Annotated in this window: 26 protein-coding genes; 10 read left to right on the forward strand and 16 right to left on the reverse strand. The window is 68.2% G+C overall.

Annotated elements, in window-relative coordinates:
- The 7 genes from AC51BJ_RS12320 to AC51BJ_RS12350 form a co-directional block, all read left to right on the forward strand.
- Positions 1-760, forward strand: a 760-nt coding sequence (locus AC51BJ_RS12320) for an AAA family ATPase (RefSeq protein WP_496280407.1), incomplete at its 5' end; no start/stop codon positions are given.
- On the forward strand, positions 757-1,620 hold the full coding sequence (locus AC51BJ_RS12325; protein ID WP_496280408.1) for a DUF58 domain-containing protein: 864 nt from the start codon (positions 757-759) through the stop codon (positions 1,618-1,620). The genes AC51BJ_RS12320 and AC51BJ_RS12325, both read left to right, overlap by 4 nt.
- Positions 1,617-2,660 (forward strand): hypothetical protein, encoded by a 1,044-nt coding sequence (locus tag AC51BJ_RS12330; protein ID WP_496280409.1) that lies wholly within the window; start codon positions 1,617-1,619, stop codon positions 2,658-2,660. The genes AC51BJ_RS12325 and AC51BJ_RS12330 overlap by 4 nt, the downstream gene beginning before the upstream one ends.
- Positions 2,657-3,739: a vWA domain-containing protein gene (locus AC51BJ_RS12335; protein ID WP_496280410.1), complete on the forward strand. Its 1,083-nt coding sequence runs from the start codon at positions 2,657-2,659 to the stop codon at positions 3,737-3,739. Before AC51BJ_RS12330 ends, AC51BJ_RS12335 begins: the two co-directional genes overlap by 4 nt.
- Positions 3,736-4,272: an MxaK protein gene (locus tag AC51BJ_RS12340; protein ID WP_496280411.1), complete on the forward strand. Its 537-nt coding sequence runs from the start codon at positions 3,736-3,738 to the stop codon at positions 4,270-4,272. Before AC51BJ_RS12335 ends, AC51BJ_RS12340 begins: the two co-directional genes overlap by 4 nt.
- Before the next feature lie 10 nt (positions 4,273-4,282).
- The gene (locus tag AC51BJ_RS12345; RefSeq protein WP_496280412.1) at positions 4,283-5,203 is read left to right on the forward strand and encodes a vWA domain-containing protein; all 921 of its coding nucleotides are present in this window, start codon (positions 4,283-4,285) and stop codon (positions 5,201-5,203) included.
- Between the two features lie 229 nt (positions 5,204-5,432).
- Positions 5,433-6,626, forward strand: coding sequence for an OpgC family protein (locus tag AC51BJ_RS12350; RefSeq protein ID WP_496280413.1), 1,194 nt, complete (start codon positions 5,433-5,435; stop codon positions 6,624-6,626).
- Positions 6,627-7,262: 636 nt separating this feature from the next.
- Here AC51BJ_RS12350 and AC51BJ_RS12355 read toward each other — a convergent pair.
- Together AC51BJ_RS12355 and AC51BJ_RS12360 are read right to left on the reverse strand one after the other, a co-directional pair.
- Positions 7,263-8,042 (reverse strand): SDR family NAD(P)-dependent oxidoreductase, encoded by a 780-nt coding sequence (locus AC51BJ_RS12355; RefSeq protein ID WP_496280414.1) that lies wholly within the window; start codon positions 8,040-8,042, stop codon positions 7,263-7,265.
- Between the two features lie 33 nt (positions 8,043-8,075).
- On the reverse strand, positions 8,076-8,408 hold the full coding sequence (locus AC51BJ_RS12360) for a YnfA family protein (RefSeq protein ID WP_425763123.1): 333 nt from the start codon (positions 8,406-8,408) through the stop codon (positions 8,076-8,078).
- 134 nt (positions 8,409-8,542) lie between these two features.
- Between AC51BJ_RS12360 and AC51BJ_RS12365 the strand changes: the two genes are divergently transcribed.
- Together AC51BJ_RS12365 and AC51BJ_RS12370 are read left to right on the forward strand one after the other, a co-directional pair.
- Complete coding sequence (locus AC51BJ_RS12365; protein WP_019916931.1) at positions 8,543-9,742, forward strand: MFS transporter; 1,200 nt, start codon at positions 8,543-8,545, stop codon at positions 9,740-9,742.
- 69 nt (positions 9,743-9,811) lie between these two features.
- A complete protein-coding gene (locus tag AC51BJ_RS12370) occupies positions 9,812-10,276 on the forward strand; it encodes a hypothetical protein (protein ID WP_496280415.1) in 465 nt (154 codons plus the stop codon).
- Between the two features lie 219 nt (positions 10,277-10,495).
- On the opposite strand, the gene AC51BJ_RS12375 is transcribed toward AC51BJ_RS12370, so the two are convergent.
- From AC51BJ_RS12375 to msrA, 14 genes are all read right to left on the reverse strand, one after another.
- The gene (locus AC51BJ_RS12375) at positions 10,496-10,630 is read right to left on the reverse strand and encodes a hypothetical protein (RefSeq protein WP_496280416.1); all 135 of its coding nucleotides are present in this window, start codon (positions 10,628-10,630) and stop codon (positions 10,496-10,498) included.
- A complete protein-coding gene (locus AC51BJ_RS12380) occupies positions 10,627-10,851 on the reverse strand; it encodes an addiction module protein (protein WP_496280417.1) in 225 nt (74 codons plus the stop codon). Before AC51BJ_RS12380 ends, AC51BJ_RS12375 begins: the two co-directional genes overlap by 4 nt.
- A 178-nt stretch (positions 10,852-11,029) precedes the next feature.
- Complete coding sequence (locus AC51BJ_RS12385; RefSeq protein ID WP_496280418.1) at positions 11,030-11,476, reverse strand: SRPBCC family protein; 447 nt, start codon at positions 11,474-11,476, stop codon at positions 11,030-11,032.
- A 91-nt stretch (positions 11,477-11,567) separates the two neighbouring features.
- The gene (locus AC51BJ_RS12390) at positions 11,568-12,140 is read right to left on the reverse strand and encodes a dihydrofolate reductase family protein (protein ID WP_496280419.1); all 573 of its coding nucleotides are present in this window, start codon (positions 12,138-12,140) and stop codon (positions 11,568-11,570) included.
- Positions 12,141-12,289: 149 nt separating this feature from the next.
- Entirely contained in the window at positions 12,290-12,676 is a 387-nt protein-coding gene (locus tag AC51BJ_RS12395) for a VOC family protein (RefSeq protein WP_496280420.1), read from the reverse strand.
- A gap of 135 nt (positions 12,677-12,811) precedes the next feature.
- Positions 12,812-13,639, reverse strand: coding sequence for a DUF817 domain-containing protein (locus AC51BJ_RS12400; RefSeq protein WP_496280421.1), 828 nt, complete (start codon positions 13,637-13,639; stop codon positions 12,812-12,814).
- 31 nt (positions 13,640-13,670) lie between these two features.
- Entirely contained in the window at positions 13,671-14,276 is a 606-nt protein-coding gene (locus tag AC51BJ_RS12405; RefSeq protein WP_496280422.1) for a hypothetical protein, read from the reverse strand.
- Positions 14,277-14,417: 141 nt separating this feature from the next.
- Positions 14,418-14,897: a hypothetical protein gene (locus tag AC51BJ_RS12410; protein WP_496280423.1), complete on the reverse strand. Its 480-nt coding sequence runs from the start codon at positions 14,895-14,897 to the stop codon at positions 14,418-14,420.
- A 440-nt stretch (positions 14,898-15,337) separates the two neighbouring features.
- Complete coding sequence (locus AC51BJ_RS12415) at positions 15,338-19,294, reverse strand: translocation/assembly module TamB domain-containing protein (RefSeq protein ID WP_496280424.1); 3,957 nt, start codon at positions 19,292-19,294, stop codon at positions 15,338-15,340.
- Between the two features lie 58 nt (positions 19,295-19,352).
- Positions 19,353-20,651, reverse strand: a complete 1,299-nt coding sequence (locus AC51BJ_RS12420; RefSeq protein ID WP_496280425.1) for an HlyD family type I secretion periplasmic adaptor subunit — start codon at positions 20,649-20,651, stop codon at positions 19,353-19,355.
- Positions 20,635-22,350 carry a type I secretion system permease/ATPase gene (locus AC51BJ_RS12425; protein ID WP_496280426.1) on the reverse strand — a complete coding sequence of 572 codons (1,716 nt, stop codon included), beginning with the start codon at positions 22,348-22,350 and terminating at the stop codon, positions 20,635-20,637. The genes AC51BJ_RS12420 and AC51BJ_RS12425 overlap by 17 nt, the downstream gene beginning before the upstream one ends.
- Before the next feature lie 76 nt (positions 22,351-22,426).
- Positions 22,427-24,199 (reverse strand): autotransporter assembly complex protein TamA, encoded by a 1,773-nt coding sequence (locus AC51BJ_RS12430; RefSeq protein ID WP_496280427.1) that lies wholly within the window; start codon positions 24,197-24,199, stop codon positions 22,427-22,429.
- The gene (locus AC51BJ_RS12435; protein ID WP_304027866.1) at positions 24,200-24,874 is read right to left on the reverse strand and encodes an FKBP-type peptidyl-prolyl cis-trans isomerase; all 675 of its coding nucleotides are present in this window, start codon (positions 24,872-24,874) and stop codon (positions 24,200-24,202) included.
- A gap of 39 nt (positions 24,875-24,913) precedes the next feature.
- Complete coding sequence (gene msrA / locus AC51BJ_RS12440; protein ID WP_496280428.1) at positions 24,914-25,468, reverse strand: peptide-methionine (S)-S-oxide reductase MsrA; 555 nt, start codon at positions 25,466-25,468, stop codon at positions 24,914-24,916.
- A 164-nt stretch (positions 25,469-25,632) separates the two neighbouring features.
- On the opposite strand from msrA, the gene AC51BJ_RS12445 reads away from it, so the two are divergent.
- On the forward strand, positions 25,633-25,986 hold a 354-nt coding region (locus AC51BJ_RS12445; protein WP_496280429.1), incomplete at its 3' end, for an AAA family ATPase.

Genomic DNA, 25,986 nt, shown 5'->3' on the forward strand with positions numbered 1-25,986 from the left:
CTATGTCGATGCCGAGGGCAAGCCGCGCATCGAACCCGGCCCGCTGCTGCGCCATGGCGAGCGTCTCACCACCTTCTTCTTCAACGAGATCAACCGCGCCCGCCCGCAGGTGCAGTCGCTGCTGCTGCGCGCGATGGCCGAACGCACGGTGTCGGCCTTCAATCGCGAGTACAGCTTCCCGCACATGACGGTGTTCGCCGACCGCAACAAGGTCGAAAAGGAAGAAACCTTCGAACTGGCCTCGGCCGCGCGCGACCGTTTCATGTTCGAACTGCGCATGGAAACGCCGCGCGATCCGGCGGTGCGCCGCGCGCTGGTGTTCGACACCGCCTTCCACGATGTCGACGCGCTGATCGACCAGGTCGCGCCAGGCATTCTCGACTGGCAGTCGCTGAACTCGATGGCGGCGGCGATCCAGCGCAGCGTGGTGGCGAGCGAAGCGCTCGAACGCTATGTGATGGACCTGTGGGACGCCAGCCAGAACCCGGCCGCGTTCGACGTACGCATCGACGGCGTCGACATGAAGAAGCTCATCCTGGCCGGCGCCAGCCCGCGCGGCATGAGCGCCATGCTGCGCGCCGCGCGCGTGGTTGCCTGGATGGCCGGCCGCACCCACCTCGTGCCGGACGACGTGCAGGCCATCCTGCCGTCGACGCTGGGCCACCGTGTGTTCTTCACCCCGGTTTACGAAATGCGTCGCGCGCAGATCGCCGACGCGCTGGTCGCGCAGATCATCGAGAAGGTCGCCACGCCGCGATGAGTGCCGCCGACGAGCTGCACGAATTTCACTACCGCTTGCCGCAGCGCGCGGCCGGCCAGCGCCCGGGTTCGCACCCGGGCAGCAGCCTGGGCGCCGGGCAGGAATTCGTGTCGCACATGAGTCTGTATGACCGACCGGACCCGCGCCGGCTCGACCTGCGCGCCAGCGTGCGCAGCACCACCGGCGACTGGCTGGTGCGCGTCAATCGCCAGCGCGTCGGCGTCACCGTGCAGCTGCTGGTGGACGTGTCCGCCTCGATGGGCTTCGGCGCCCGCCGGGGCAAGATCGACGTCGCCGCCGACTTCGTCGAATCGCTGGCGCGCAGCGCCTTCCGCGTCGGCGACGCGCTGGGCATGCTGGCTTTCGACCAGCGGGAACGCGCCGACCTGTGCGTGCCGGCCACGCTGAGCCGCGGCCTGGGCAGCGTGATGGCCGACAGCCTGCGCCAGTGCACACCGGCGCCCGGCGGCATCGACGGTCTGGAGGACGCGCTGCAGCAGCTGATCGGCCGTGAGGCGCTGGTCTTCCTGGTCAGCGATTTCCACTGGCCGCTCGACCGGCTGGGCGCCGCGCTCGATCTGCTGTCGCACGCCTTCGTCGTGCCGGTGGTCGTGTGGGATCCGGCGGAGACCGAGCCACCGCCGCACGACGCCATCGCACCGCTGCGCGACGCCGAGAGCAGTGTCCGCCGCACGCTGTTCATGCGGCCCAAGCTGCGCACGCAGTGGCGCGACGCGGTGGCGGCACGGCGCGCCGAGCTGGATGCCTTCTTCTCCGCGCGCGACCTGCGCCCCTTCTTCATCCACGGCGCCTTCGACGCCGAGGCGATGTCCGACTACTTCTTCGAGGCCACCGCATGACGCCCTTGATCCGAGCGTCCCTGATCGCCAGTCTGCTGCTCGCGCAGGGCGCTCATGGTGCATTCGCACAGACCCCCGCCGCCGCTGCGCCGGACGCGCCGGCTGCAAGCACGGAGGGCAATCCTGTCCCGCAGGAAACGGCGGCCGCCGACGCGCCCGAAAACGGTGCCGACGCCGCAGCCACGGCTGCGCCGGAGACGACCGCCCCGCCAGCCGCCGCGGCACCACAGCCGCAGGGCGCACCCGCCCGCGTCGAACAGCCGCGCGCCTTCGGTCATACCCTGGGCGATGTGCTGACGCAGCGCGTGCTGCTCGCCATCGACGGCAAGCCGGTTGAACTCACCAAGCCGCCAGCACCCGGCCGCGTCGGCGTCTGGCTGGAACGCCGGCCGACCCGCATTGAGCGCGACACCGACGGACAGCGCTGGCTGGTGATCGAGCACCAGCTGATCAACGCGCCGCAGGCACTCACCGCGCTGACGCTGCCGGCGCTCGACCTGCAGACTTCGGGTGGTCTGCTCGGCGTCGCGGCCTGGCCCTTCAGCGCCGCGCCGCTGACACCGCGCAACGCCTTCGGCGAAGGCGCGCTGGACGCGCTGCAGCCGGACCGCGCCGCGCCCGCCGTCGACACCACCTCGATCCGCCAGCAGATCGCGCTGTGGGGCGGCCTGTGCATCGCCACGCTGCTCGCCTGGGGCGGGTGGCTCGGCTGGCGCAGCTGGCGCGCCGGACGCAGCCAGCCCTTCGCCCGCGCGCTGCGCGAACTGAAGGGCCTGCGCAACCGCGGCGACGACGCACCCGAAGCCTGGCAGGCGCTGCACCGCGCCTTCGACCGCACAGCCGGACGCAGCCTGCAGCCGGCTTCGCTGCCGCGCCTGTTCGAGCGCGCACCGCAGTACGCGCCGCTGCGCGCCGACATCGAACGCTTCTACGCGCAGTCGGCTGCGCTGTTCTTCGGCGCCGAGCGGCCGGCCGACGCGCTGCCGCTGCGCAGCTTCGCGCGTCGCCTGCGCGACATCGAAAAGCGGCACGAAGCATGATCTTCGGCGCCATCGACTTCGCCCAGCCCTGGGCGCTGCTGCTGCTGCCGCTGGCCGCATTGCCGCTGCTGCGCCGGCGCCGCGACACGCTGCTGTTCCCTACACTGGACTGGCTGCCGCGCGACCGCGCCGGCCGCGTCGCCGGCTTCGCCTGGCGCGCGCTGGCGGTGCTGGCGCTGGCCGGCATCGTCATCGCGCTGGCCGGCCCCGGCTCGCCCGAAACGACGGTGACGCGCACCGGCCGCGGTGCGGAAATCATGATCTTGATGGACCGCAGCCGCAGCATGGACGCCAAGATGAAGCCCAGCGACTGGCGCACCATCGATCCGCATTCGCTGCTCTACCAGGTCGAATCGCGCGGCGAACCGAAGTCGGCAGTGGCGCGCGACCTGCTGTCGAAATTCGTCGAGCAGCGGCCGGACGACCGCTTCGCGCTGATGTTCTTCAGCGCCGGACCGATGAACGTCGTGCCCTTCACCCAGCACGACGCCGTCGTGCAGGCCGGCATCACCGCAGGCGGGCTGGGGCGCGGTCTGTCCGACACCAACGTCGGCCGCGCACTGACCGCCGCCATCGACACCTTCACCGAGCGCGCCTACACCGGCAGCCGCATCATCCTGCTGGTGACCGACGGCGGCGCCCATCTCGACGAGCCGACGCGCAAGCGCATCCGTGAGGGTCTGCAGGCCAACCGCATCGCGCTGCACTGGCTCTATCTGCGCACGCTGAACGCACCTGAACTCGACGCCGAAGCGAGCGCGCCACCGCCGGCCGCCGAGGGCGACGGCATGGAGGCCATCGAGGCACGCAACGCCTACTACGCGCAGGAGTCGATCGCCGAAGTGTCGCTGCACCGCTTCTTCCAGTCGCTGCCGGTGACCTATCGGCTTTACCAGGCGGACAGCCCGGAAGACTTGGCGAAGGCGGTGGCCGAAGTGGGCCGCCAGCAGAACTTCCCGCTCGACTTCGCAGAGCGCGTGCCGCGGCAGGACCACAGCCGTCTCTTCTTCTCGCTGGCGGCGCTGTGCTGCGCGCTGCTGCTGGTCTATCGATCCCTTCTTCTGCGGAGCTGGCTGTGAAACGACGCACCGTCCATCTGATCTTCGGCGCCACCGCGCTGTTCACCGGCCTCGCCGCCGGCTGGCAGACATCGCAGCTGTGGCAGGCCGAACGCGTGAATGCGGCGATCGCTTCCGCCGGCAGCGTCGACGCCGATCTGCCGGAAGCGCAGTTCGCCCAGGCGCTGGCGCTGAGCCGCGGCACTGACAGCGAAGCCGCCACCCGCGCCTGGAAGGCGCTGATCGCCGGCGAACGCACCGACCTGCGCGAGGGCGCGCGCTACAACCTCGGCAACCTGCACCTGCGCGAGGCGCTGGCGCACGGCGAAGCCGACGTCGCCAATGCGCTGCCGCTGGTCGAGCTGGCCAAGCAGCGCTACCGCGACGCGCTGCGCGAGCGACCGGACGACTGGGAAGCGCGCTACAACCTCGAACGCGCGCTGTGGCTCGCGCCCGAGATCGAGCAGGCCGCGGCCGCCGACGACGAAGGCCCGGAGCCACCGAGGGAACGTGTGGTGACGACGCTGCAGGGCGTGCGACTGGACCTTCCGTGAGGACGTGCGCATGAGAACACGCGTCTTCCTGCGCAACCTGCTCGCGAGCCTGCGTGAGCGCGACGCCCGCTCGCTGCTCGCCGCGTTCGCGCTGCTGGTGATCGCCGCCGTGCTGCCGCCGGTGAACCTGCCGCGCGACAGCTGGGACACCATCGTCGTGTTCGATCTGACGCAGAGCATGAATGTCGAGGACTACGAACTGGACGGCGTGCCGGTCAGCCGCCTGACCTACGCCCGCGAATCGGCCAAGCGGGCGCTGCGCGAACTGCCCTGCGGCTCGCGCGTCGGCTGGGCCGGTTTCGCCGAGTACCGCACGCTGCTGCTGCTGGCGCCGATCGAGGTGTGCGCGCACTACAGCGACCTGATTGCCTCACTCGATCAGATCGACGGCCGCATGCGCTGGGGCAATTCGAGCGAGGTGGCGAAAGGCGTGTTCTGGTCGGTGCGTACCGCGAAGACGCTGGAGGAGGCCCCTGCCGTCGTCTTCGTCAGCGACGGCCAGGAGGCCCCGCCGCTGCGCGACGGCGACAAGCCGGGCTTCGACGACATCAAGCCGGGCGAGGTGCGCGGCTGGATCGTCGGCGCTGGCGGCGAGGCGGCACGGCCGATACCGAAGAGCGACGACGACGGCCGTCCGGTCGGCTACTGGCAGGCCGGCGAAGTGATACAGCGCGAACTGCGCACCGCCGACGGCCGCAAGGTACCCGGCACCGAACACCTGTCGGCGCTGCGCGAAACCCATCTGCGCGACATCGCGCAGCAGGTCGGCTTCGACTACGCGACGCTGTCCGACACCGGCACGCTGGTTCGCGCCATGAAGCACGACGGCGCCGCGGTGTCGCGTCCGGTACCGACCGCACTGAACTGGCTGCCGGCGCTTCTTGCGCTGGTCGTGCTCGCGCTGCGCTTCCGCCCGGAGTCGCGCCGCTGAAAGCCCGGCGGGCCGACTGGCCTGCCGCGCAGCCTGTCAGCATCCGCTGACAGGCGCCTGCCTGTACGCCCATCTGGTCTACCCTTGCGCGGCGCTAACATTCGCGGGCGCATCAAGGACACTTCATGGGTCACGCCACCGTGGCCGCATGCCTCCCTACAGCATCGGGTAACGGACATCGGCCGACGGCACGTAGCGTTCGCGACCCGCCCGCATGGAGCCGTTGACGATGAACTACGCACCTCCACCCGCGGCGCGCGACCTGCGCGTCGACCTCTTCCGCGGCGTCGCACTGATCTGCATGTTCTGGGACCACCTGCCCGGCAATCCGCTGGGCTACGCCACGCTGCGCAACTTCGGCCTCAGCGACGCCGCCGAACTGTTCGTGTTCCTCGCCGGCTATGGCGCCATGCTGGCCTACGGCCGCCGCTACGAGCGCGAGGGATTCTTCCCGGCGGCAGTGCACGTGCTGCGCCGCGCCTGGATCCTGTACGTCGCCCACGTGTTCCTGCTGGCACAGTTGATGGTGGTCGTGTTCGTCGCCAATGACAATGTCGAGACACGCGACTTCATCGCCGAGATGGGCCTGGGCTATTTCCTCGAACAGCCGCAGTCGGCGCTGCTGGCAGGCATCCTGATGCAGTTCAAGCCGGTGCTGATGGACCCGCTGCCGCTGTATGTCGTGCTGATGACGCTGATGGCCGGCCTGCTGCCGCTGCTGGTGCGCCGGCCGATGTGGGTGCTGCTGCCCTCCGGCCTGCTGTGGCTGCTGGAGAAGCAGACGGGGCTGAATCTGCCCGCCGCGCCGGAAGGCGTGTGGTTCTTCAATCCGCTGGCCTGGCAGTTCCTGTTCTTCATCGGCGCCTGCTGCGCACGACCGCGATCCCTTCTTCGCATGCGTCCGCTGGAGCGGCGCATCGGCCGCAACATCATGATGCCGGCGGCACTGGCCTTCCTCGCAGCCTCGCTGCTGCTCAGCCTGTCCTGGCGCTGGCCGGAGGTTCATGACGCGCTGATGCCGCAGTCCATCGCCACGCTGATCTATCCGATCAGCAAGACCGACCTCGACCTGCTGCGCGTCGCCCACTTCCTGGTGCTGGCCTGGGTGGCCACCACGTTGCTGCGCCCTGGGGCATGGCTGCACAGCGCGCCTGCATCGGCGCTGCGCTGCATGGGCCGTCATTCACTCGAAGTGTTCTGCATCAGCGTGCTGCTGGCCCCGCTGGCCGACGCAGTCGGCGCGCAGGCAGCGGACCATCCGGCGATACAAGTCGTGGCCGGGCTGCTCGGCGTGCTGCTGATGTGGGCCCTGGCGGCGTGGCTGGACGTCGTGCGCAGACCGCACCGTTCGCCTGCCCCCTATCATCGCGCGGATGGCGAATACGTCGGCGCCGTAGCGGCCCCGATCCGCAAGGGCGGCTGAAGCGACCCGCCTGGTCGCGGCCGCTCACAAGAATCGCGCCCTGTACGCCGCCAGAGCCTGGTTTTGTGGGATCGAGCTTGCTCGCGATAGCGGCCTGAACCGAAGCCAGCGGCCCGCGAAGGCTGCATCGCGACCAGAGGTCGCTCCCACAAAAAGCACGCCCGCCCCATCGTCGGAGCCCGGTTTCCTGTGGGAGCGAGCTCGCTCGCGATAGCGGCCTGAACCGAAGCCAGCGGCCCGCGAAGGCTGCATCGCGACCAGAGGTCGCTCCCACGAAGAGCACGCCCGCCCCATCGTCGGAGCCTGGTTTCCTGTGGGAGCGAGCTTGCTCGCGATAGCAGCCTGAACCGAAGCCAGCGGCCCGCGAAGGCTGCATCGCGACCATAAGGTCGCTCCCACAAAAAACACGCCCGCCCCATCGTCGGAGCCTGGTTTCCTGTGGGAGCGAGCTTGCTCGCGATAGCGACCTGAACCGAAGCCAGCGGCCCGCGAAGGCTGCATCGCGACCAGAGGTCGCTCCCACAAAAAGCACGCCCGCCGTCGGGGCCGAGGTTCTGTGGGAGGGGTCTTCTGACCCCGACAAAGCTTCAGATCATCACAGGCTGCGACCCACCGCGCTCATCCATCCGGTCAGCATCAGAACGCGCTCTTCACCGTACCGCCATCGACGCGCAGCGCCGCACCGGTGGTGGCGGAGGCAAGCGGGCTGCACAGATAGGTCACCATCGCCGCCACTTCCTCGGTCGTCGCGAAACGCTTGATCAGCGAAGTCGGGCGCACCTTCTCGAAGAATTCCTTCTCGAATTCGTCGAAGCTCTGGCCGCTGTCGCCGGCCAGCGCCTGCACGAAGTCCTCGACGCCGCGCGAGCGGGTCGGGCCGGGCAGTACGCTGTTCACTGTGATGCCGCTGCCGGCGACCGACTCGGCAATGCCGCGCGCGATCGCGATCTGCGCCGACTTGGTCATGCCGTAATGCACCATCTCGGCCGGAATCTGCACGCCGCTCTCACTCGATATGAACAGGATGCGCCCCCAGTTGCGACGCTTCATACCGGGCAGCACCAGCCGCGCCAGACGCGCGCCGCTCAGCACATTCACCTCGAAGAAACGCAGCCAGTCCTCGTCCGGAATGTCCTCGAAGGCCTTGGGCTCGAAGATGCCGAGGTTATTCACCAGGATGTCGATGTCCGGGTGGGCATGCACGACGGCCTCGGCCGCCTGCGCCGTCGCCAGGTCGCCGGCGAAGCCGATGGCGCCCACGCCCAGTTTTGCGACCGCGGCATCGACCGCCGCCTGCGAACGACCATTGACGATGACGCGCGCGCCTTCGCGCAGCAGCGCCTCGGCGATCGAATAGCCGATGCCGGCTGTACTGCCAGACACCAGCGCGAGACGGTTTTTCAGTTGCAGATCCATGCGGGAACTCCTTTCAATGACAGCGCCGCGGCGTCAGCCACGCGGCGCGAACATGATTATGGCCATGCCGGCCAGCGCGACCGCCACACCGGTGACATCCCACAGATGCGGACGTTCGCCGTCGACCAGCCACAGCCAGAGCACGGCGACGCAGACATAGACGCCGCCATAGGCCGCATAGACCCGCCCCGCCGCGGTCGGATGCAAGGTGAGCAGCCAGACGAAGGCGACCAGCGAAGCTGCGGCCGGCAGCAGCACCCAGGCCGGCGCGCGGTCCTTCATCCACAGCCAGGGCAGGTAGCAGCCGATGATTTCGGCGAGTGCCGTGGCGACGAACAGTGCAGTGGTCTGGAGCAGCGAAGACATGTGAGCGAAGCGGCATGACAACAACGCGTCAGTGTGCCGCGATTCGCGCCCGCCGCGTAGCGTCGCTGTGCGGCACAGATCGCAGCGGGGCCTGTGCTAGCGTCGACGCCTCCAGATTCCGCGCCTCCGTCACCATGCCCACCGCCCTGTCGGCCGTGCTGTGCGCCGCCCTGCTGCTGATGGTGAGCATGGGCGTGCGGCAGTCCACCGGTCTGTTCATATCGCCGATCAATACCAGCACCGGTCTGGGCGTGGTCACGCTCAGCTTCGCGCTGGCGATCGGCCAGTTCATGTGGGGCGCGATCCAGCCGGTGGCCGGCGCGGTGGCCGACCGCTACGGCCCGGGCCGCGTGCTGGCCGCCGGGCTGATCGTGCTGGCACTCGGCTGTGTGCTCACCACCTTCGTGGACAGCGCCTTCGGCATGACGATGACGCTGGGCGTGCTGGCCGCCGCCGGCTCCGGCGCCGGCAGCTTTTCGGTGCTGATCGGCGCCGCTTCGCGCCGGCTCGATTCGGCGCAGCGCGGTCAGGCCGCAGGCATCATCAACGCCGGCGGCTCGCTCGGCCAGTTCGTGTTCGCGCCGCTGGCACAGAAGCTCATCGCCACCGTCGGCTGGATGGGTGCGATGTACGCGATGGCCGCGGCGGCGCTGGCCGCGCTGCCGCTGGCACGTGCGCTGCGCGCACGCGAGCCGCATCCGCAGCACGCCGCCGGCACCGACGGCGGACTGCGTCGCGCGGTCGGCGACGCGATGCGCGACCGCAGCTATCTGCTGCTGCACGCCGGCTTCTTCACCTGCGGCTTCCACATCGCCTTCCTGATCACCCATCTGCCGGGCGAAGTCGGCCTGTGCGGCCTGCCGGCCGAAGTGGCGAGCGGCGCGCTGGCACTGATCGGGCTGGCCAACATCTTCGGCAGCCTGCTCGCCGGCTGGGCGGTCGGCCGCTGGCGCAGCAAGATGATCCTGTTCTGGATGTACGCCTCGCGCGCCGTGCTGGTGCTGATCTACCTCGCGTCGCCGCGCACCGAATGGACCTTCTACCTGTTCGCCATCGGCCTCGGCGTGACCTGGCTGGCCACCGTGCCGCCGACCGCCGGCGTCGTCGGCAAGCTGTTCGGCACCCGCTACCTCGCCACGCTGTTTGGACTGACGCTGCTGTCGCACCAGACCGGCGGCTTCTTCGGCGCCTGGCTGGGCGGGCTGGCGCTGGAACACACGGGCGACTACCAGTGGATGTGGTACGCCGACGCTGCACTGGCCGCCGCCGCCGCGCTGGTGAACCTGCCGATACGCGAGGCGCGGGTCGTGCGCGCCACCGCCGCAGCCACGTAGGCGCCCACCGATGGCGTTGCGCGCGCAGCGGCGCCACAATGCGGTGATCACAACAAGAGGAGACACCGCATGAGACTGCTCGGCGCACTTGGCATACTGGTACTCGGCCTGCTGGCCGCCTTCGTCATCGCCAACTGGCACGTGCTGGCGGCACCGGTCGAAGTGTCGCTGCTGGTGGCAACGATCAACGCGCCCGCCGGCGTCATCCTGCTCGGCGGCACCGCACTGCTGCTCGTACTGCTCGGCGCCTACACGCTGAGCCTGCACACCTCCACCCTGCTCGAAGCCCGCCGCCACGCGAAGGAACTGCGCGAACAGCGCCTGCTGGCCGACCAGGCCGAAGCGTCGCGCTTCACCGAACTGAACGCCGCCATGCAGAAGGAATTCGCCGACCTCAGGGTCGAGTTGCAGAAGGTGTCGAACGAATCGTCGAACTCGCTTGCCGCAGCCATCGGCGAGGTCGAAGACAAGCTGGACCGGGCCCTGGGGACGGCGGGGGCGGCGACTGGATTAACGCAGAGATCCATCTCGTAAGACGCGTCGCGCGGCCTTTGCGAGGCAGGCCGCGAAGTTCGGCGCTCTTACCTACGCAACTCTCCGTGGTCAGGATCGCGATGGTGAGCGCGGACCACGAGAATTCGCAGTCGGCCATCGCGCAGTCGGCCATCGCTTTCGCGATAGATCACCGAGTAGGGAAACTCATGCAGCGGATGCGCCCGCCTCAGTTCGTCCGCCGGCGTACCGACGGGGGTATTAGAGCAGCAGCTCCAACACCCGCTCGAATTCGCTAAGAAAGCGGTTCGCCAGCATGACACCGCCCTCGCGCCGATAGAACTGCGCCGCCTCCAGCAGGTCGAGTTCCGCGCCACGGTGGAGGCTGTATGTCACCCGAGGCTGGCCCGGATACGCGCGATCGCCTCCGGACCGGACACAAGTGCCGATGGATTGGCGTCCGCCTCGGCGTCGCGTTGTGCGGCGAGGGCGTTCCAGCGGGCATCCCGCTCGCGGTCTGCATCGAGACTGCTGATCACTTGATCCAACAGACGTGCGCGATCCGTTGCGGGCAACTGAAGAACCTGTTGAACCAGGAGTCCTATAGGAGCGGCCATCGTGTTACCTCCTGTTCGGGAATGCGAAGGGTGCCATAACGTTCACTCTGAGCTCAAGACAGGCGGAAACGTGAATCAAGGCCGGAACCCGGCGGCACCGCTCTCGCTCCGCGCAACCTTGCTCGCGAGGCACTGCCCGGCCGGCTGGCGGCTCGTCATCACTAACGCCCCCGGGCCATCAATCGCGGATTTCCGGCTCCACCAGCAGGGTCAGCAACTGCAGCGACTGCTGCCAACCCAGGTAGCAGCCTTCGGCCGGAATCACGTCGGGAATGCCCTCCTGCACGATGTTCATATCGACGCCGCAGGACACGGTTTTCAGCGTCACCGTCGTCTGCATGGTGCCCGGCAGGTTCGGATCGTCGAACACCGCCGTGTAGCGCAGCGTCTGTTCGGGAATCAGTTCCAGATACTCGCCGCCGAAGGAGTGGCTGTGACCGGTCGTCAGGTTGGTGAAGGACATCCGGTACCGGCCACCGACGCGCGGCTCCATCAGATGGACCTTGGCGGTATAGCCATGCGGCGGCAGCCATTTGGCCCACGCGTCAGGATCGAGGAAGGCGCGATAGATGCGGTCGGCGGTGGCTGGGATGACGCGGTGAAGCCGGACAGTATTCGCAGGCATGGTGAGCTCCGTTGCCGAGGACGACCCTCTGTTCGCACGACGAATGGAAGGCGCAGGTTTCGACAGCGCGCCATGCCCCGTCGCTGCCCCGTCATGCGGCGGTGACGATCGCGCTTGAAGGCACCTGATAGCGCAGTTCGGCGAAGCCGGTGCCTACCTGCCGCACCGACACGAGCACCAGCGGCGGGCTGGTGAGCTGGCGGGGAAACAGCGGTTTGCCCCGGCCCAGCGTGACTGACCCCACCTGCACGATGATCTCGTCCAGCAGCCCGGCGTCATGGAATTGCCCGGCCAGATCGCCACCGCCGACGATCCAGATATTCCTGTCGCCCGCCGCCGCGCGCATGGCGCCATGCACGGGCCGCACATCGCCCCGGACGAAGCGGATGTCGGCGCCGGGAACGGTCGGCAAGTTCCTGTTCGAAAACACCCAGGTCGGCTGGCTGTAGGGCCAGGTCGCGCCGGTTTCAGCGGCTACCGTGTCCGCGTGACGCAGCATCCATTCATAGGTAGACGACCCCATCGCCAGCGCACCGACCTCGGCGATGAAGGCCGGGTAGCTCGTGTCGCCGACGTCGCCCAGCGGAAACAGCCAGTCCAGCGAGTCGTCCTCGGTGGCGATGAAGCCGTCGAGGCTGGTGGCGGTGTAGTACTGGGTCGTCATGAGCGGTCCTCGGGGAGAGTGCGGATGAACGTTCCGGCGTAGGGCTGCGTCAGCCACGGACAGACCTGTTCCACGACCGCATCTAGCGAAATGACCGGTGACCCGCGACGGGCAGAACGGCGAAGCCGCGGTACCGAGCCGGTTGTCCGCTAGGCTACGCTCTCACGCAGATGCACGATATTGCCCTCCGGGTCGCAGACATTGCGCACCTGCATGCCGGGGCCAGGCCACACCGGCCCCCAGACGCGTCCGCCACATCGCTCCGCAACGCGCTCCGCCGTCGCCAGACTCGGAACGGTGAAGAAAGGCTTGATGGCCTGCTCCTCGCGCGCCACTGGCGGCACCTGAATGACAATGGAACGGCTGTACTGCTCGGGTATCGCGTGGATGATGAGCTGCGCGTCGGCAGATTGCAGGACGCGGTGCTCGTCGTCCGCGTGCAGCACCCTGGCATCGAGGACCTGTTCGTAGAAGGTGGAAACCGACAACAGGTTCTTCGCGTAAATGAGCACACCGGTTCGTGCGGGGGCGGACATTTGGAACTCCGTGTCGAAAGACTATTGAAAGTAGTGATCACCGACGCGCGATGCAGCAGACCCATCCGCAATGGTCGGGGGTTCTGAGAACCACGACTCCCTTCGGTTGGTGAGTGCAGCGCCACACCAGCGCGGTCACGCCGGCACGTGCACGGTGGCCTTGATGTGCTTCAGGTTCGTCACGATGGTGAAGCTCATGAGCACCAGCAATGACCACGCGCTCCACTTGGTCACATGAACCGCCGCCCAGGCACCGAGCTGATGCGGATACGTCCACAGGCCGAAGAAGGTGCCAATGTTCTCGGCGAGCCAGATGAAAAACCCGATCAGCACCAGCGCCAGTGACAGCGGCATGCGGCGATCAACGCGGTGCGGCCGGAAAACCACCTGCGCCCGTGCGTACAGTCCCAGCGCGGCAGCCGCCAGGTACCACCGGTAATCGCCGATGAAGTGGTGGGTGAAGAAGTTCAGGTACAGCGCCGTCGCCACCAGCCCGGCCATCCAGTATGGCGGGTGATGCTCGACCCGCAGCTGCAGCAGCCGCCACGCCTGGATGATGTAGCTGCCCACCGCCGCGTACATGAAGCCGGAAAACAGCGGAACGCCCAGAAGCTTCGTGTAAGCGAAGTCCGGGTAGGACCACGAACGGATGCCGCTGGACGTCTTGAATACCTCGAGTGCGAAGCCAAGCAGATGGAACAGACAGATGGCCTTCAGTTCATCCATCGTTTCGCGGCCACTCCAGAGCATCCACCCCTGAATCACCAGCGCGATCAGCAGCAGCACGTCGTAACGCGGCAGCCCCAGCACGCCAGTCCGCGGAACGCAGAAAACCGCGACAAAGAACAGCCCGGCGAACAGGCATGCCTGCGCCTCCTTCCATGTGAACTGCAGGAATTCGACGCCGATCCCGGCGATCCGCGCTCGCGCATCCGTTGCGGGTGAGAATGAGGCTTCAGGCATCAGTCTGTGTCGACCGTTAAGTTAAGCGTCTTCATAGGCCGTTTGCTTTGAACCTGCGCTCCAGGAGCTTTGCGGCTAGCGGAAGCTCAAGGAAGTGAATCTCACCAACGAGCTGCAGTCTCTGGAACGCTCTGCGGATCTCATCGGCTTTGGACGCAGCCTCAGCAAGGTGCTTGGCATAGCCGCTCGAAACGCCGTCTTCTCCGCGGAAGGCACCCGCGCGCTTGTTAAAGACCCAGACCGTGTGCTCAGCACCGTTTTCTTGCCTTCTGCTCGTTGGGTCCCACTCATCAACTTGAATGTAGCCACGAAGGCTCTCGTACGCCCGAATCATTGCGTCGATCTCGCGCAAGAAGTGCTGCGCGAGCGGTCCGCTGAAGCGAAGGTTCTTTAGGTTGTGCCCTCGATCATGTGCAAGCACTCGAAAGGGAGCAAAGTCTTTATCGGGCACCTCACGCTGGCTCTCGATTCGGTCGGCGAGACTGATCAAGTTGAGTTCGTCGACCAACTTGCAAACTTCAGCGAAGCGTTCATGGTCGCGCTGAAACTTCGACTCGATAGCAGGACGAAATAGCGCGACGACGCCGGCTGTTGCGCCAACTGCGTAGAACACCTCCTTTATGTCGGACCAAGTCATGAACGATGGTCCCAAAGACGCCTAACGTCGAGCACAGCCACCCGCGGAAGCGTGACGCGAGGAGCGGCTAGGACAGAATGCCCGTAAGGCATGCATTGCCCAAAGTGACGGCACGCCTCCGCGGGCGGCTGCAGCGTCATGTTAGAGCGCACCCATTCGGAAGTAAGAGGTGTCAATTTCCCAGCGCTTGAGAGCATCTCGGAAGTGCCAACGGTAGTAGTAGACACCGCCTTCACTTGACGCGAGATCCAGCTCATCTGAAAAGAGCAAGGTTGTTGTTCGTGTTCGCGTAAATCCGCAAAGTTGGCGGAAGTAAAACGCCAAAAATTCATGCGCGCCACGCATTGCCAGCTCGGCATCCAGTGCGCACCACATGTTCGGATTCTTTGACATCTTTAGATACTGCGTCCGCTCAGAAACGCCTCCCTCGGTTCCATCCCCAACTTGTGTCCAGACCACCGCCTGCTTCTTCGGGTGTACGAAAGCGTCGCGAAGTCGCTTCAACTCCTGGACCTTCTGCACCGCCAGCGCACCGTTAGGCACCTTCTTTCCCCTAAAGCTCGTACGAAGGAAGAAATCGCATTTTGCCAAGGGAGATAGTTTGTCGATGTCCTTGAACACGCTGGGCTCCAGCTGAAGCGACTCAATGCAGATGTTCGCTGCAACCTCGGGAAGCATCATCGTACAAGCGAGAGAACCTCGCGCGAGACTGTTTGCGGTGTCATTGTCACGTTCACGCTCGCTCGCCAACAGGAGGTAGACGCCATCCTCGAATAGCGTTCGAAAGCCTCGGTCGTAGGACACGCGCTGAGGGGACTGCATGTGCGCCTTAACGTAGGGTCGATGACTTTTGCATCGAATATGACAATCGCCATTTGAATGAGCAAACAACCTGGACATCGGATCTTCTTTGCATTTCAATGCCCTCCGTTTGCTTGCCCGATAACGCACGACACAAAAAACCCTAAAACCGGACACCCCGCCAACCCGTGCCTGCGGCCCTTGGAATTCCATTCAATTATGCACGGAACAGACAGTCGCGCGGTCGCAGCGGATACGCCCTACTTGAACGAAAACACATACCTCACATCCACCGCCTGCTCGGTGCCGGTGCTGCCGATCAGCGCGAGGTGGCGGGTGAGGTTCCAGGTGAGCTTGACGACGCTGGTGGCGCCGGCGACGCCTTGCTCGTAGGTGAGCAGCGCGTTCGATGACAGGCGCTTGCCGACGCTGACGACCTGGCCGCCGACGGTGGTCGTGTTGTTCGACGAGGTGACGACCTGGCTGCGCGGGCCGGTGGTCGTGCTGCTCTGGGTCAGAGCGATCTGGTCCAGGCCGAGGGCCTGCGCGAGCGAGCCGGTGATGCCTTCGCCTTCGCCGCCGAGCAGCGCGCTGGCGGCGGTGGCGAGCAGCGAGAGGTCGGAGCCGCCGGCGCGGTCCTGGCCGCGGCCGAGCACGATCCATGACAGCTTTTCGCTGTCCGGCATGGCCGAGTCGGACACCAGCCGCACGCGCGGCTTCAGTACCGTGCCGCTGACTTCGACGCCGGCCTGCACCGGCAGGTTGGGCCGGATGGCGCGCACGTTCAGGCCGGGGTTGGACACCGAGCCCTGGAAGCTGATGACGCCGCGCTCGATCACCAGGTCCTGACCGTAGGCGCGATAGCGGCCGTCGACGGTGCGGATGTTGCCGGTGGCACGCAGGCCGCGCCCTTCGTCGCGCAGCGCCAGCTGGCCGGTCAGCCGCGTATCGAGCCCGCGACCCTTGAAATAGACGCGATCGCCGAGGTCAACGTCGATGGCCAGACCGAGCGGCGGGCCGGCGGCTTCTTCCGGCGTACGGCCCTTGATGACGACGTCGTCGCCGAGCGCGGGCGCCGACTGCTCCGGCACGGTGAACAGGCCGGCATCGGCCTTCAGCGCCAGCTGCAGCTTCATGCCCTCTTTCGCCGAACCGCGCACCGTGCCGTCGCCCGACAGCATGAGCCACTGTTCGCCGCCCTGCAGCGGCACGAAGCGGCGGATGGCGACCTCGATGTCGGCGCGCGTGGTGGCGATGTCGACCGTGCCGCGCGCCGACAGCCGGCCCGGTTCGCGCGTCAGGCCGGCGGCGCCGAGCCGCGCATCGGGCGGCGGGCGGCGGTTGTCGCTTTCGAAGCTGAGCGACTGCAGCGTCAGGTGATCGCCGTCGAACTGCGCGCGCAGTTCGCCGCGCTCGAGTTTCACGCCGGCATCGACCAGCGCGAAGGCCAGCGCGTCGCCGTCGATGCGGCCGGACAGTTCCGGCGCGCGCAGCGTGCCGGCCAGCTTCACGTCGCCGCGCAATCGCCCGGCGGTGCTCATGTCGAGGCGCAGCGTGCGGCCTATCCAGGCGAGCGAGGGCACGTCGAGCGTCGCGCTGCCGCGGGTCGGCGCGTCGAGGTCGGGCTGCCACAGGCCGCCGTCGCGGCGCAGCGGCAGCGCCACCTCGGCGCGCGCTTCGCCGATGTCCGGCCCGGCCAGCACCGCCTTCGCCAGTGCTTCGCGGCCGGCGAAGGTCACATCGACACGCGCCGCCGACAGCGCCAGTTCGTTGCGCGTTTCGCCCGACACCACCACGTTGCCCGCTTCGCGGAACAGCGACAGCGTGCCGTCGATGCGCTCATCGCCGGCCAGCAGTGCGGCCAGCGACCAGTCGGCGCCAAGCTTCAGCGGCGCGCGCACACTGATGCCGGCGGCGCGGTCGCGCCACACCAGACGCAGCGGCACGCCGCGCGCGCGGCCGCGTGCATCGAGCCGCTCGGGTGTCCAGCCGGTGTGCGCCAGAACCAGTTCGCCACCGCCGGTCAGTACGAAGCGCGCGTCGTCGAGCGTGGCCTGCTGCGGCGACGCACTGAGCCGCGCCGGTGCGCTGAGCGTCGCGCTCAGTTCGGACGAAATCACCAGCGCCAGCCGGTCGACGATGCCCGACCAAGCCGGGCCGTCAGCCAGCGCGCCGCGCGCGGCCAGCTTCAGCGACGGCCTGGCCGGCGCGTCACCGCGCTCTGTCGGCAGCGCGCCTGCGACGACGTCGGCATCCAGCGTATGCGCGGCGCGCGTGCCTGCGATGTCGATGCGTAGCTGCTCGACCGGCACCGGCGCCTGCGGGCTGCGCAGATCGGCGGCATCGAGCGCGAGGCGCAGGCGGCCGTCGGCGCCCGGTGCCAGTTCGGCGTCGATGTCGGCGCGCGCCACGCTGCCCAGTTCGCCCAGTGCCAGTGCGCGAGCCTGCAACTGCAGGCGACCGTGCGGCGCGGACACGCTGCCGGCGAGACGCCCGCTGCCGGACACCCGACCGGCCAGCGTCTGCCCGGTCAGGGTGCGCAGGGCCGCCAGATTGCGTGCGTCGAGGGTCCAGTCCAGCGCGTCCTGCGCGCCGCCGAAGCCGCCCTGCGCCGTCAGACTGTTGCCCGACCAGTCGAGCGCGACATCGACGTCCGACAGGCGCTGCCCCTGCAAGCGCAGCTTGGCGCGGCCGGCCAGCGGTTCGCCGATCAGCGTGCTCGGCTCGATGTGCAGCGCGGCGCGCAGATCGATCTGCGGGCCCAGACGGCCGGCGGCGTCGAAGCGGGCCGACAGCGACGCGGCCGGTGCCTTCACGAAGGCCGACGGATCGAACTTCTGCAGTCGGCCGTCGACCGTGAAGGCCAGCGTGTCGTCCAGCTTGAGCGTGCCGCGCACGCCGGCCTGTGCGCCGCGCGCGGAAAGATCGGCCTGCGCCAGCGTGAGCAGCGCGTCGGCGACATGGCCGCTCGCCTTCAGCGCGAGGCGGCTGGGGCCACGGTCGGTCAGGTCGACGACAAACTGCTGGCGCGCGCCCGAGGCCTGGATATCGATCCGCCCGCCGAGCTTTGTGCGCACACCCTGAGCGTGCAGTTGCGCGCTGTCGATGTCGCGCAGCATCAGTGCGGCGGTGATCGGCAGGTCGCCGCCGCTGCGCCAGCCAACCTCGCCACTGACCTCGCCGCCGCCGGCCAGCGCGAGGCGCAGATCGCGCACGTCGACCGCCGCCGCCTCTGCTTCGATGCGTGCAGTCAGCGCGGTCACCGGTGCCCGCCCCTGATCGATACGACCCGGCGCGGCGTTGGCCGCGCTCAGCGTGCCGGTCAGCGCAAGCGCGGCGCCGTCGCGCGGCGCCAGATCGGCGCGCACCGTCCACCGACCGGACGGCGCCGATGGGTGCAGGCTGTGCGGATCGAATTCGTCGAGCGCCAGCTTCAGCGCCGCAAGCGGTTGCGCGGCGAACGGCCGCACGCCGACGCGTGCGGTGCCCGACAGGCCATAGCCGCTGGCGCGCAGATCGACGTCGGCCGCTTCGGCCAGCGCGCCGCCCAGCGTGGCCTGCGCCGCGTAGTCGGCCGCCTTGAAGTTCAGTTCGCCGTTCAGCGCGAAGGGCGCGGCGCCATCGAGCTGCAACCGGCCGCCGAGCGCCCCCCAGGGCGTGCCGAGCGACAGCGAATCCAGGCGGTGCGTGCGACCGTCCGAGTCGACCTGCGCGTGCAGCGCGTCGAGCACGATGTTGTCGACCGCAGGGGTGGCATAGTCGGCCAGCACCAGCCGCCCGATCTCGACCTGCGCGTTCAATGACAGCGGCAGTTCGAGGCTGGATGGCACCACCGGCGCCTCGTCGCTGGGCGAGGTGGCAATGCGCAACTCGTCGACCGTCAGCCGGGCGATGTCGAGCCGGCCGCGCAGCAGCGCCGAGGCGCTCCAGTCGAGCGCCACCGCCTGCGCGTCGATGCGCAGGCTGCCGTCGTCATGGACCAGCCGCGCCAGACGCGGCGCGTCGACCAGGCTGCCGCCCGCGACCTCGATCTGCAGCGACGGCACGGCCCACTGCGCAGCCGCGGCCACTGCCCGCAAGCCGCTCTGCGTCGCCAGCGCCCAGAACACAACGAGCACGGGCAAGGCGAGCAGCGCGAGGTCGGTGACGGCCAGCCCGAACAGCCGGCGGCGGCGCGGCGGCGGCGCGGAGTTGTCTGCAGGTTCGCTTTCGGTCATCACTCAGTCAGGCATGCATGTCCGGACCTGACAGCGTCCCGACACCAGCGTTCGCGCATCAGCTTTCGCGCATCGAACGACGGGTCACGTTGATCACCGGATCGAGCAGGTAGTCGAGCATGCTTCGCTCGCGCGTACGCAGGAAGGCCTCGACCGGCATGCCCGGCTCGATGCGCTCGGCCGGCCGGGCGTCGAGCGTCACGTGCACGGTGTAGTAAGGCGCGCCGTGCGCCGGATCGATCAGGCGGTCGGCCGACACATAGCTCACCTTGCCGCTGACCAGCGGCGTGGTGCGGGCGTTGTAGGCGGCCAGCCGGACTTCGGCCGGCATGCCGGTGTGCACCTCTTCGACGTCCTGCGGTTGCACCCTCACCTCGACCACCAGCGCGGTTTCGTCCGGCACGATGTCGACGATGGGGTCACCGGCGCGCACGACGCCGCCCACCGTATGCACCTGCAGGTTCACCGCGCGGCCGGCCACCGGCGCAATGACCTCCTTGCGCAGACTGCTGTCTTTCGCGGGGTTCAGCCGCGCCTGCAGGTCGAGCAGCTTGCGCCCGGTCAGTTGCGCCTCGTCGACCGCGCGCTGCACGAAGTCGGCACGCAGTTGCGCCTTGCGCAGCCGGAAGTCGCCGATGTTCTGCCGCGTGCGCGACAGCATGGCCTGGTGCTCGGCCATTTCCGCCTCGCGTATCGCCAGCCCGCTGCGCAGTTCGAGCAGCCGCGTGTGCTGTATGAATTTCTGCTCGGCCAGCTTTTCCGACGCCTGCAATTGCTCGCGCAGGGCCGCCACGGCCCGCTGGTCGGCCTCGACCTGCACCTCCACGTCGGACGCTTCGCGCTGCGCCTCGACCGCCTGCGCTTCGAGCAGTGCAAGCTGTTCACGCAGGTTGTCGCGCCGCGTGCGGAACAGCCGCTGTTCGCCGTCGATCAGGCTGCGGTAGCGCGGCGACGATGCGAGCTCAGCGAGATCGTCGGGCAGCGCGAGTGACGGCAGTTCGCGTTTTTCCGATTCGAGCCGGGCCAGCGTCAGCCGCTCGCCGATGATTTCGTTCTCGATCGCGTCGAGCGAGGCATCGACGCGTGCATCGCCGAGCACCAGCAGCACCTGCCCCGCCTGCACCACGTCGCCGTCGCGCACCCGCAGTTCGGCGACGATGCCGCCCTCCAGGTGCTGCACCGTCTTGCGTTCGCCGGACACGCGCACTTCACCGCCGGCCACGACGGCGCCCGAAACCGGCGCCAGTTCGGCCCAGGCCAGCATGGCGGCCAGCGTGCCGCCGATCACCCACAGCCCGGCGCGGACCACACGGTCGCGCGCCAGCGACGGCAGGCCGGCGTCAAGCTCGATGGCCATGCTGCGCACCTCCCTGCTGTGCCGCTCTGTCATTCAATGCCGTCACGCGCGGGCTGCGCGTAACGCGAGCGGCGATCTCGGCGTAATCACCGTACTGCTCGATTGCGCCGTCGCGCAGCACCAGCAGCTTGTCCATGCCCTGCAGCATGCGTGGCCGGTGCGCCACCACGACGGCGGTGATGCCGCGTTCGCGCAGCCGCGTCAGCATGTCGAGCAACGCATCCTCGCCCTCGGCATCGAGGTTGGCGTTCGGTTCGTCCAGCAGCACCAGCGCGGGCGAACCGTAGAGCGCGCGGGCGATACCGACGCGTGCGCGCTGGCCGGCCGACAGCTGGGCACCGCCCTCGCCCACCTCGGTGTCGTAGCCCTGCGGCAGGCGCAGGATGAGCTCATGCGCACCGCACAGCTTCGCCGCATCGATCACCGCGTCGGCATCCGGCGAGGGCTGCATGCGGGCGATGTTCTCGGCCACCGTGCCCGGAAACAGTTCGACGTTCTGCGGCAGATAGCCGATTGCCGCGCCCAGCGTGTCCGGCGGGTAGTCCTGCAGCCGCGCGCCGTCGAGGCGCACGGCACCGGAGGCCGGCGTCCAGATGCCGGCGAGCAGGCGCAGCAAGGCGGTCTTGCCCGCACCGCTCGGTCCGATCACCGCCAGTTGCTGACCGGCCTGCAGCGAGAAGCCGACATTGCGCAGCAGCACGCGCTGGCCGGCGGTCATCGTGAGCGCCTCGACATCGAGGCGGCCGGTCGGTCGCGGCAGCGGATGCGGCTCGCGCGCCTGCTCGCCGCCTTCGAGCAACGTCGACAGCCGGCCCACCGACTCGCGGAAGTCGAACAGGCTGCGCCAGCTCGACACGATGGCCTCGACCGGCGACAGCGCGCGCGCCAGGATCAGCGTGCCGGCCATCATGGCGCCGGAGCCGAGGTCGCCACGCACTACCAGCCAGGCACCGCAGCCCAGCATCAGCACCTGCAGGTAGAGGCGGACGAAGCGCGTGAGACCGGTCCAGGGTGCGCCGACCGCCTGCGATGCGGCGCCGGCGCGGATCACCTCGTCGTTGAGCGCGCCCCAGCGACGGCCCAGATCGGGCGCCATGCCCATCGCGCGCACGGCATCGGCGTTGCGCACCGAGGCGTCGATGAACTGCGACGAGGCGCGCGACGCACGGGCCGACACTTCGTTGTAGTAACGGGTGACGCGGCTGTTGACCCAGGCGCAGACCAGCAGCACCAGCGCGCCGACGGTCGCCACGATACCGAGCAGCGGATGGAAGACGAAGATGAGCAGCAGGAAGAGCGGCGCCCACGGCGCGTCGAACAGCGCAATCACGCCGGGCCCGGTCAGGAAGCCGCGCACGTTGGCGATGTCGCGGATGTACTGGGTCTGCGCCGGATGGCCGGGCGAGCCGGCCTCGGCGAACAGCCGCGTCACCACCTGCGGCCCGAGCGCGCGGTCCAGCCCGAAGGCGCAGGACATGAGCAGACGCGCACGCACCTGGTCGAGCAGCATCATGCCGACCAGCGCGATCGTCGTGACCAGCGTCAGCATGACCAGGGTTGGCACGCTGCGGCTGGCAAACACGCGGTCGAACACCTCCAGCGTGTAGAAGGGCAAGGCCAGCGCGAGCAGGTTCAGCACCAGGCTGAACAGCGCAGCCCAGAACAGATGCCGGCGACAGGCCTGGATGAAGGCGTTCAAGCGGAATCCTCGTGTTCTTGTGTCTTATCCGGACGCCATCTTGGCATCGGCGGGCCGCTTGTCAAACCACCTTGCCTCAGAACGCGATCGCCAGCGAGAAATGCGGCCGCCACTGCCGTTCGCGTTCGCCGTAGGCGAGGTCGAAGGCGATCGGGCCGGCCGGTGAGCGCCAGCGTACGCCAGCACCCGCGCCGAAGGCCGGCTTGAAGTCCTCGCGCGTGTCGGCGGCGTCGCCGGCGTCGATGAAGAAGGCGGCGCCCCAGGTGTCGGACGTCCAGTGCACGTACTCGACGCTAGCCACGCCCAGCGCGCGGCCGCCGACGATGGCGCTGCCCTGGCGCACGCCCAGTTCGAGGTAGTCATAGCCGCGCACGGTGGTCGAGCCACCGGTGCGGAACAGGAAGTCCTGCGGCAGCGATTCAGTCACGCCGCCGGTCAGGCCGAGTTCGCCGCGCAGGATGAGCTGGTCGCGCTTGCCGACCGGGATGAACCACTGGCCTTTCAGATAGCCGCGCAGGAAGTTGGCGTCGGACAGCAGGCCTTTCACGCCGCCGCCGATCTGCGCGTTCAGCACCCAGCCCTCGCGCGGATTGAACAGGTCATCGACGCGGCGCCAGGTCCACGAAGTGTTCAGCGCCAGCGACTGCTGCGTGCTCTGCACGAAGCCGTCGATCTCGCGCTGTTCGCGCTGCAGGCTCAGCGAGTGGCGGATTTCGACGTCGCCCTTCACGCGCGCCCGCACGATGCCGGCGCCGACGCGGCGGGTGATCAGGTCCTGGATGTCGGCGTTCTCGGCCAGCACGCCGAAGCTGTCGCGGTAGCCGTCCTCGCGCGGCGGCAGCATCACGTCGGCGAAGGCGATCTGGCGCAGTTGCTCCAGCCGAACCGCGCTGTTGAGCAGCCAGGAGCGCTTGAACAGATTGTTGTCCGACCAGCCGACCTCGCCGCGATAGCCGGTGTTGCTGCTCAGACCGGCGCCGAAGGACAGGCGGCGCGAACTGGCTTCGGTCACGGCAACGCGCACCGGTGTGGCGTTGGCACGCGCCGGATCGACGTCGGCAAGGATCTGCACCGAACTGAAATAGGGTGACGACAGCAGCGCGCGCTCGAAGGCGAGCACCGCATCGGTCGAGTACGGGTCGCCCGGCTTGATCGTGGAATAGCGGCGCACCAGATCGAGGTCGTGCAGCGCCAGCCCGGTCGCTTCGATGTCGCCGAAGCGGAAGGCGGGACCGCTGTCGACACGCACGCTGAGGTCGACCTTCGCGCTGTCGGGGTCGACCTCGGCGCGGCTGTCGCCCAGCACGGCGGCCGCATAGTCGCGCGCGGTCAGGTCTTCGAGCAGCGTCTGCTTGGCGGCCGACCAGTCCGCCTGGCGGAAGGGCTGACCTTCGGCCAGGCGCCAGCCGGCACGCAGCGCGGCACGGCGGGCGGCGCGCTCGTCGCCGTCGCCGTCCAGATCGCCGTCGAACACAATGGATACCGAGGACACGCGCGTGCGCGCGCCCGGCTCGATGCGCAGCACCGGCGGATCGCCGGCGATGTCGAAGGTGGGGCTGAACCAGCCTTCGGTGGCGAGCAGTTCGGTCATTTCGCGGCGCACCCGACGCAGCGTGCGCCGCTCCGCACGCTCGCCGTCGAGTGGCTCGCGCAACTTCAGCGAGCGGGCGTGCGTGTTCAGCATGTCGAGCACCGGCTCGGGCAGCGCCGGCGCCTCGATGGTCAGGCGGCCGAGGTCGACCTCGGCCGGCGTCGCCTGCCCGTCAGGCGGATCGACCGCCTCGTCCGTCGCCTGCGCCGTTGCGCCGGCCAGCAGCGCAAGGCCGGCGCAGAGGATGAAACGGCGCAATCAGCTCGCGCTCAGCAGCTCGACCTCGAACACCAGCGTGGCGTTCGGCGGAATGACGCCACCGGCACCGCGGGCGCCGTAGCCCAGTTGCGGCGGAATCGTCAGCTTGCGCACGCCGCCTTCCTTCATGCCGGCCACGCCCTGGTCCCAGCCGCGGATGACCTGACCGCCGCCCAGATTGAAGCTGAAGGGCTGGCCGCGGTCCTTGCTCGAATCGAACTTGCGGCCGTTGGTGAGCCAGCCGGTGTAATGCACGCTGACGCGCTGGCCCGGCACCGCTTCGCGGCCGGAGCCTTCGGTGATGTCCTCGATCACCAGTTCGCCCGAATTGCGGATGACCGACAGCAGCTCGACCTCGAACACCAGCGTGGCGTTCGGCGGAATGACGCCGCCAGCGCCGCGCTCGCCATAGCCCAGGTGCGGCGGGATGGTGAGCTTGCGCACGCCGCCTTCCTTCATGCCGGTGACGCCCTCGTCCCAGCCGCGGATGACCTGGCCGGCGCCCAGCTGGAAGCTGAACGGGTCGTTGCGGTCCTTGCTCGAATCGAACTTGCGTCCGTCGGTGAGCCAGCCGGTGTAGTGCACGCTGACCTCGTGACCCGATGCCGCTTCATGGCCGGTGCCCGGCGTGGTGTCCTCGATGACGAGGCCGCTTTCGGTGGTGCTTGAAGTCATTGTGTCCATCCCGCGAAGTTTGAAAAGAACGAAGTGTACTCAGCGCAGCTGGGTTTTGACGCGCCCGGCGAACAGTTTGCGCAACTTCGCGACCTTGGGCGCGACCACCGCCATGCAGTAGGGCTGCAGCGGATTGTGTTCGTAGTAGGCGACGTGGTGATCCTCGGCCGACCAGAACTGCACCGCGCCCTCGATCTGCGTCAGCACCGGTGCGGCATAGGTGCCGGCCGCCGTCAGGCGCTCGATGGCGGCGCGCACCGCCTGGCGCTGCGCGTCGTCATGGCAGAACACGACCGAGCGGTACTGGGTGCCGACGTCGTTGCCCTGACGGTTCTCGGTGGTCGGGTCGTGCAGCGCGAAGAACACGTCGAGCAGCGCATCGAAAGTCGTCAGCGAGGCGTCGAAGGTGACGCGCAGCACTTCAGCGTGCCCGGTCTGGCCGGTACAGACCTGGTCGTAGGTCGGGTTATCCACGTGGCCGCCGGCATAACCCGGCTCGACCCGCATCACCCCCTCGACCCGGTTGAACACGGCTTCGAGGCACCAGAAGCAACCTCCTCCAAGAATCGCGGTCTGCGTCGGCACGGCACTCATCGCTCCCCCCTGTTGTTGGTGTCCGGATCATGATCGACCGGGCACTTTCCACGAGGTTCATCCGATGAGACAGGTGCCTCGCGCTGCAGCATGCAGCCGGGACGCAAACCTTGTATCGTGCGTCGCGTTTCCCGTACCCATAAATCGAGCAGGAATCTTCGCTAATGCTCTCTCAGGAAGCCTTGCAGGACTGGCGTGGCCTCGCGCTGCGCGTGGAAGAGGAAGTGCGTCGCGCAGTGGTCGGGCAGGACGACACGCTCCGGTTGATCAACGTTGCGCTGTTCGCCCGCGGCCACGTGCTGCTCGAAGGTGACGTCGGCGTCGGCAAGACCACCGTGCTGCGCGCCTTCGCCCGCGCCATCGGCGGCGACTTCGAGCGCGTCGAAGGCACCGTCGACCTGATGCCGAACGACCTCGTCTATCACACCTATGTCGATGCCGAGGGCAAGCCGCGCATCGAACCCGGCCCGCTGCTGCGCCATGGCGAGCGTCTCACCACCTTCTTCTTCAACGAGATC

The organism is Methyloversatilis sp. S146-33 (assembly GCF_059552495.1).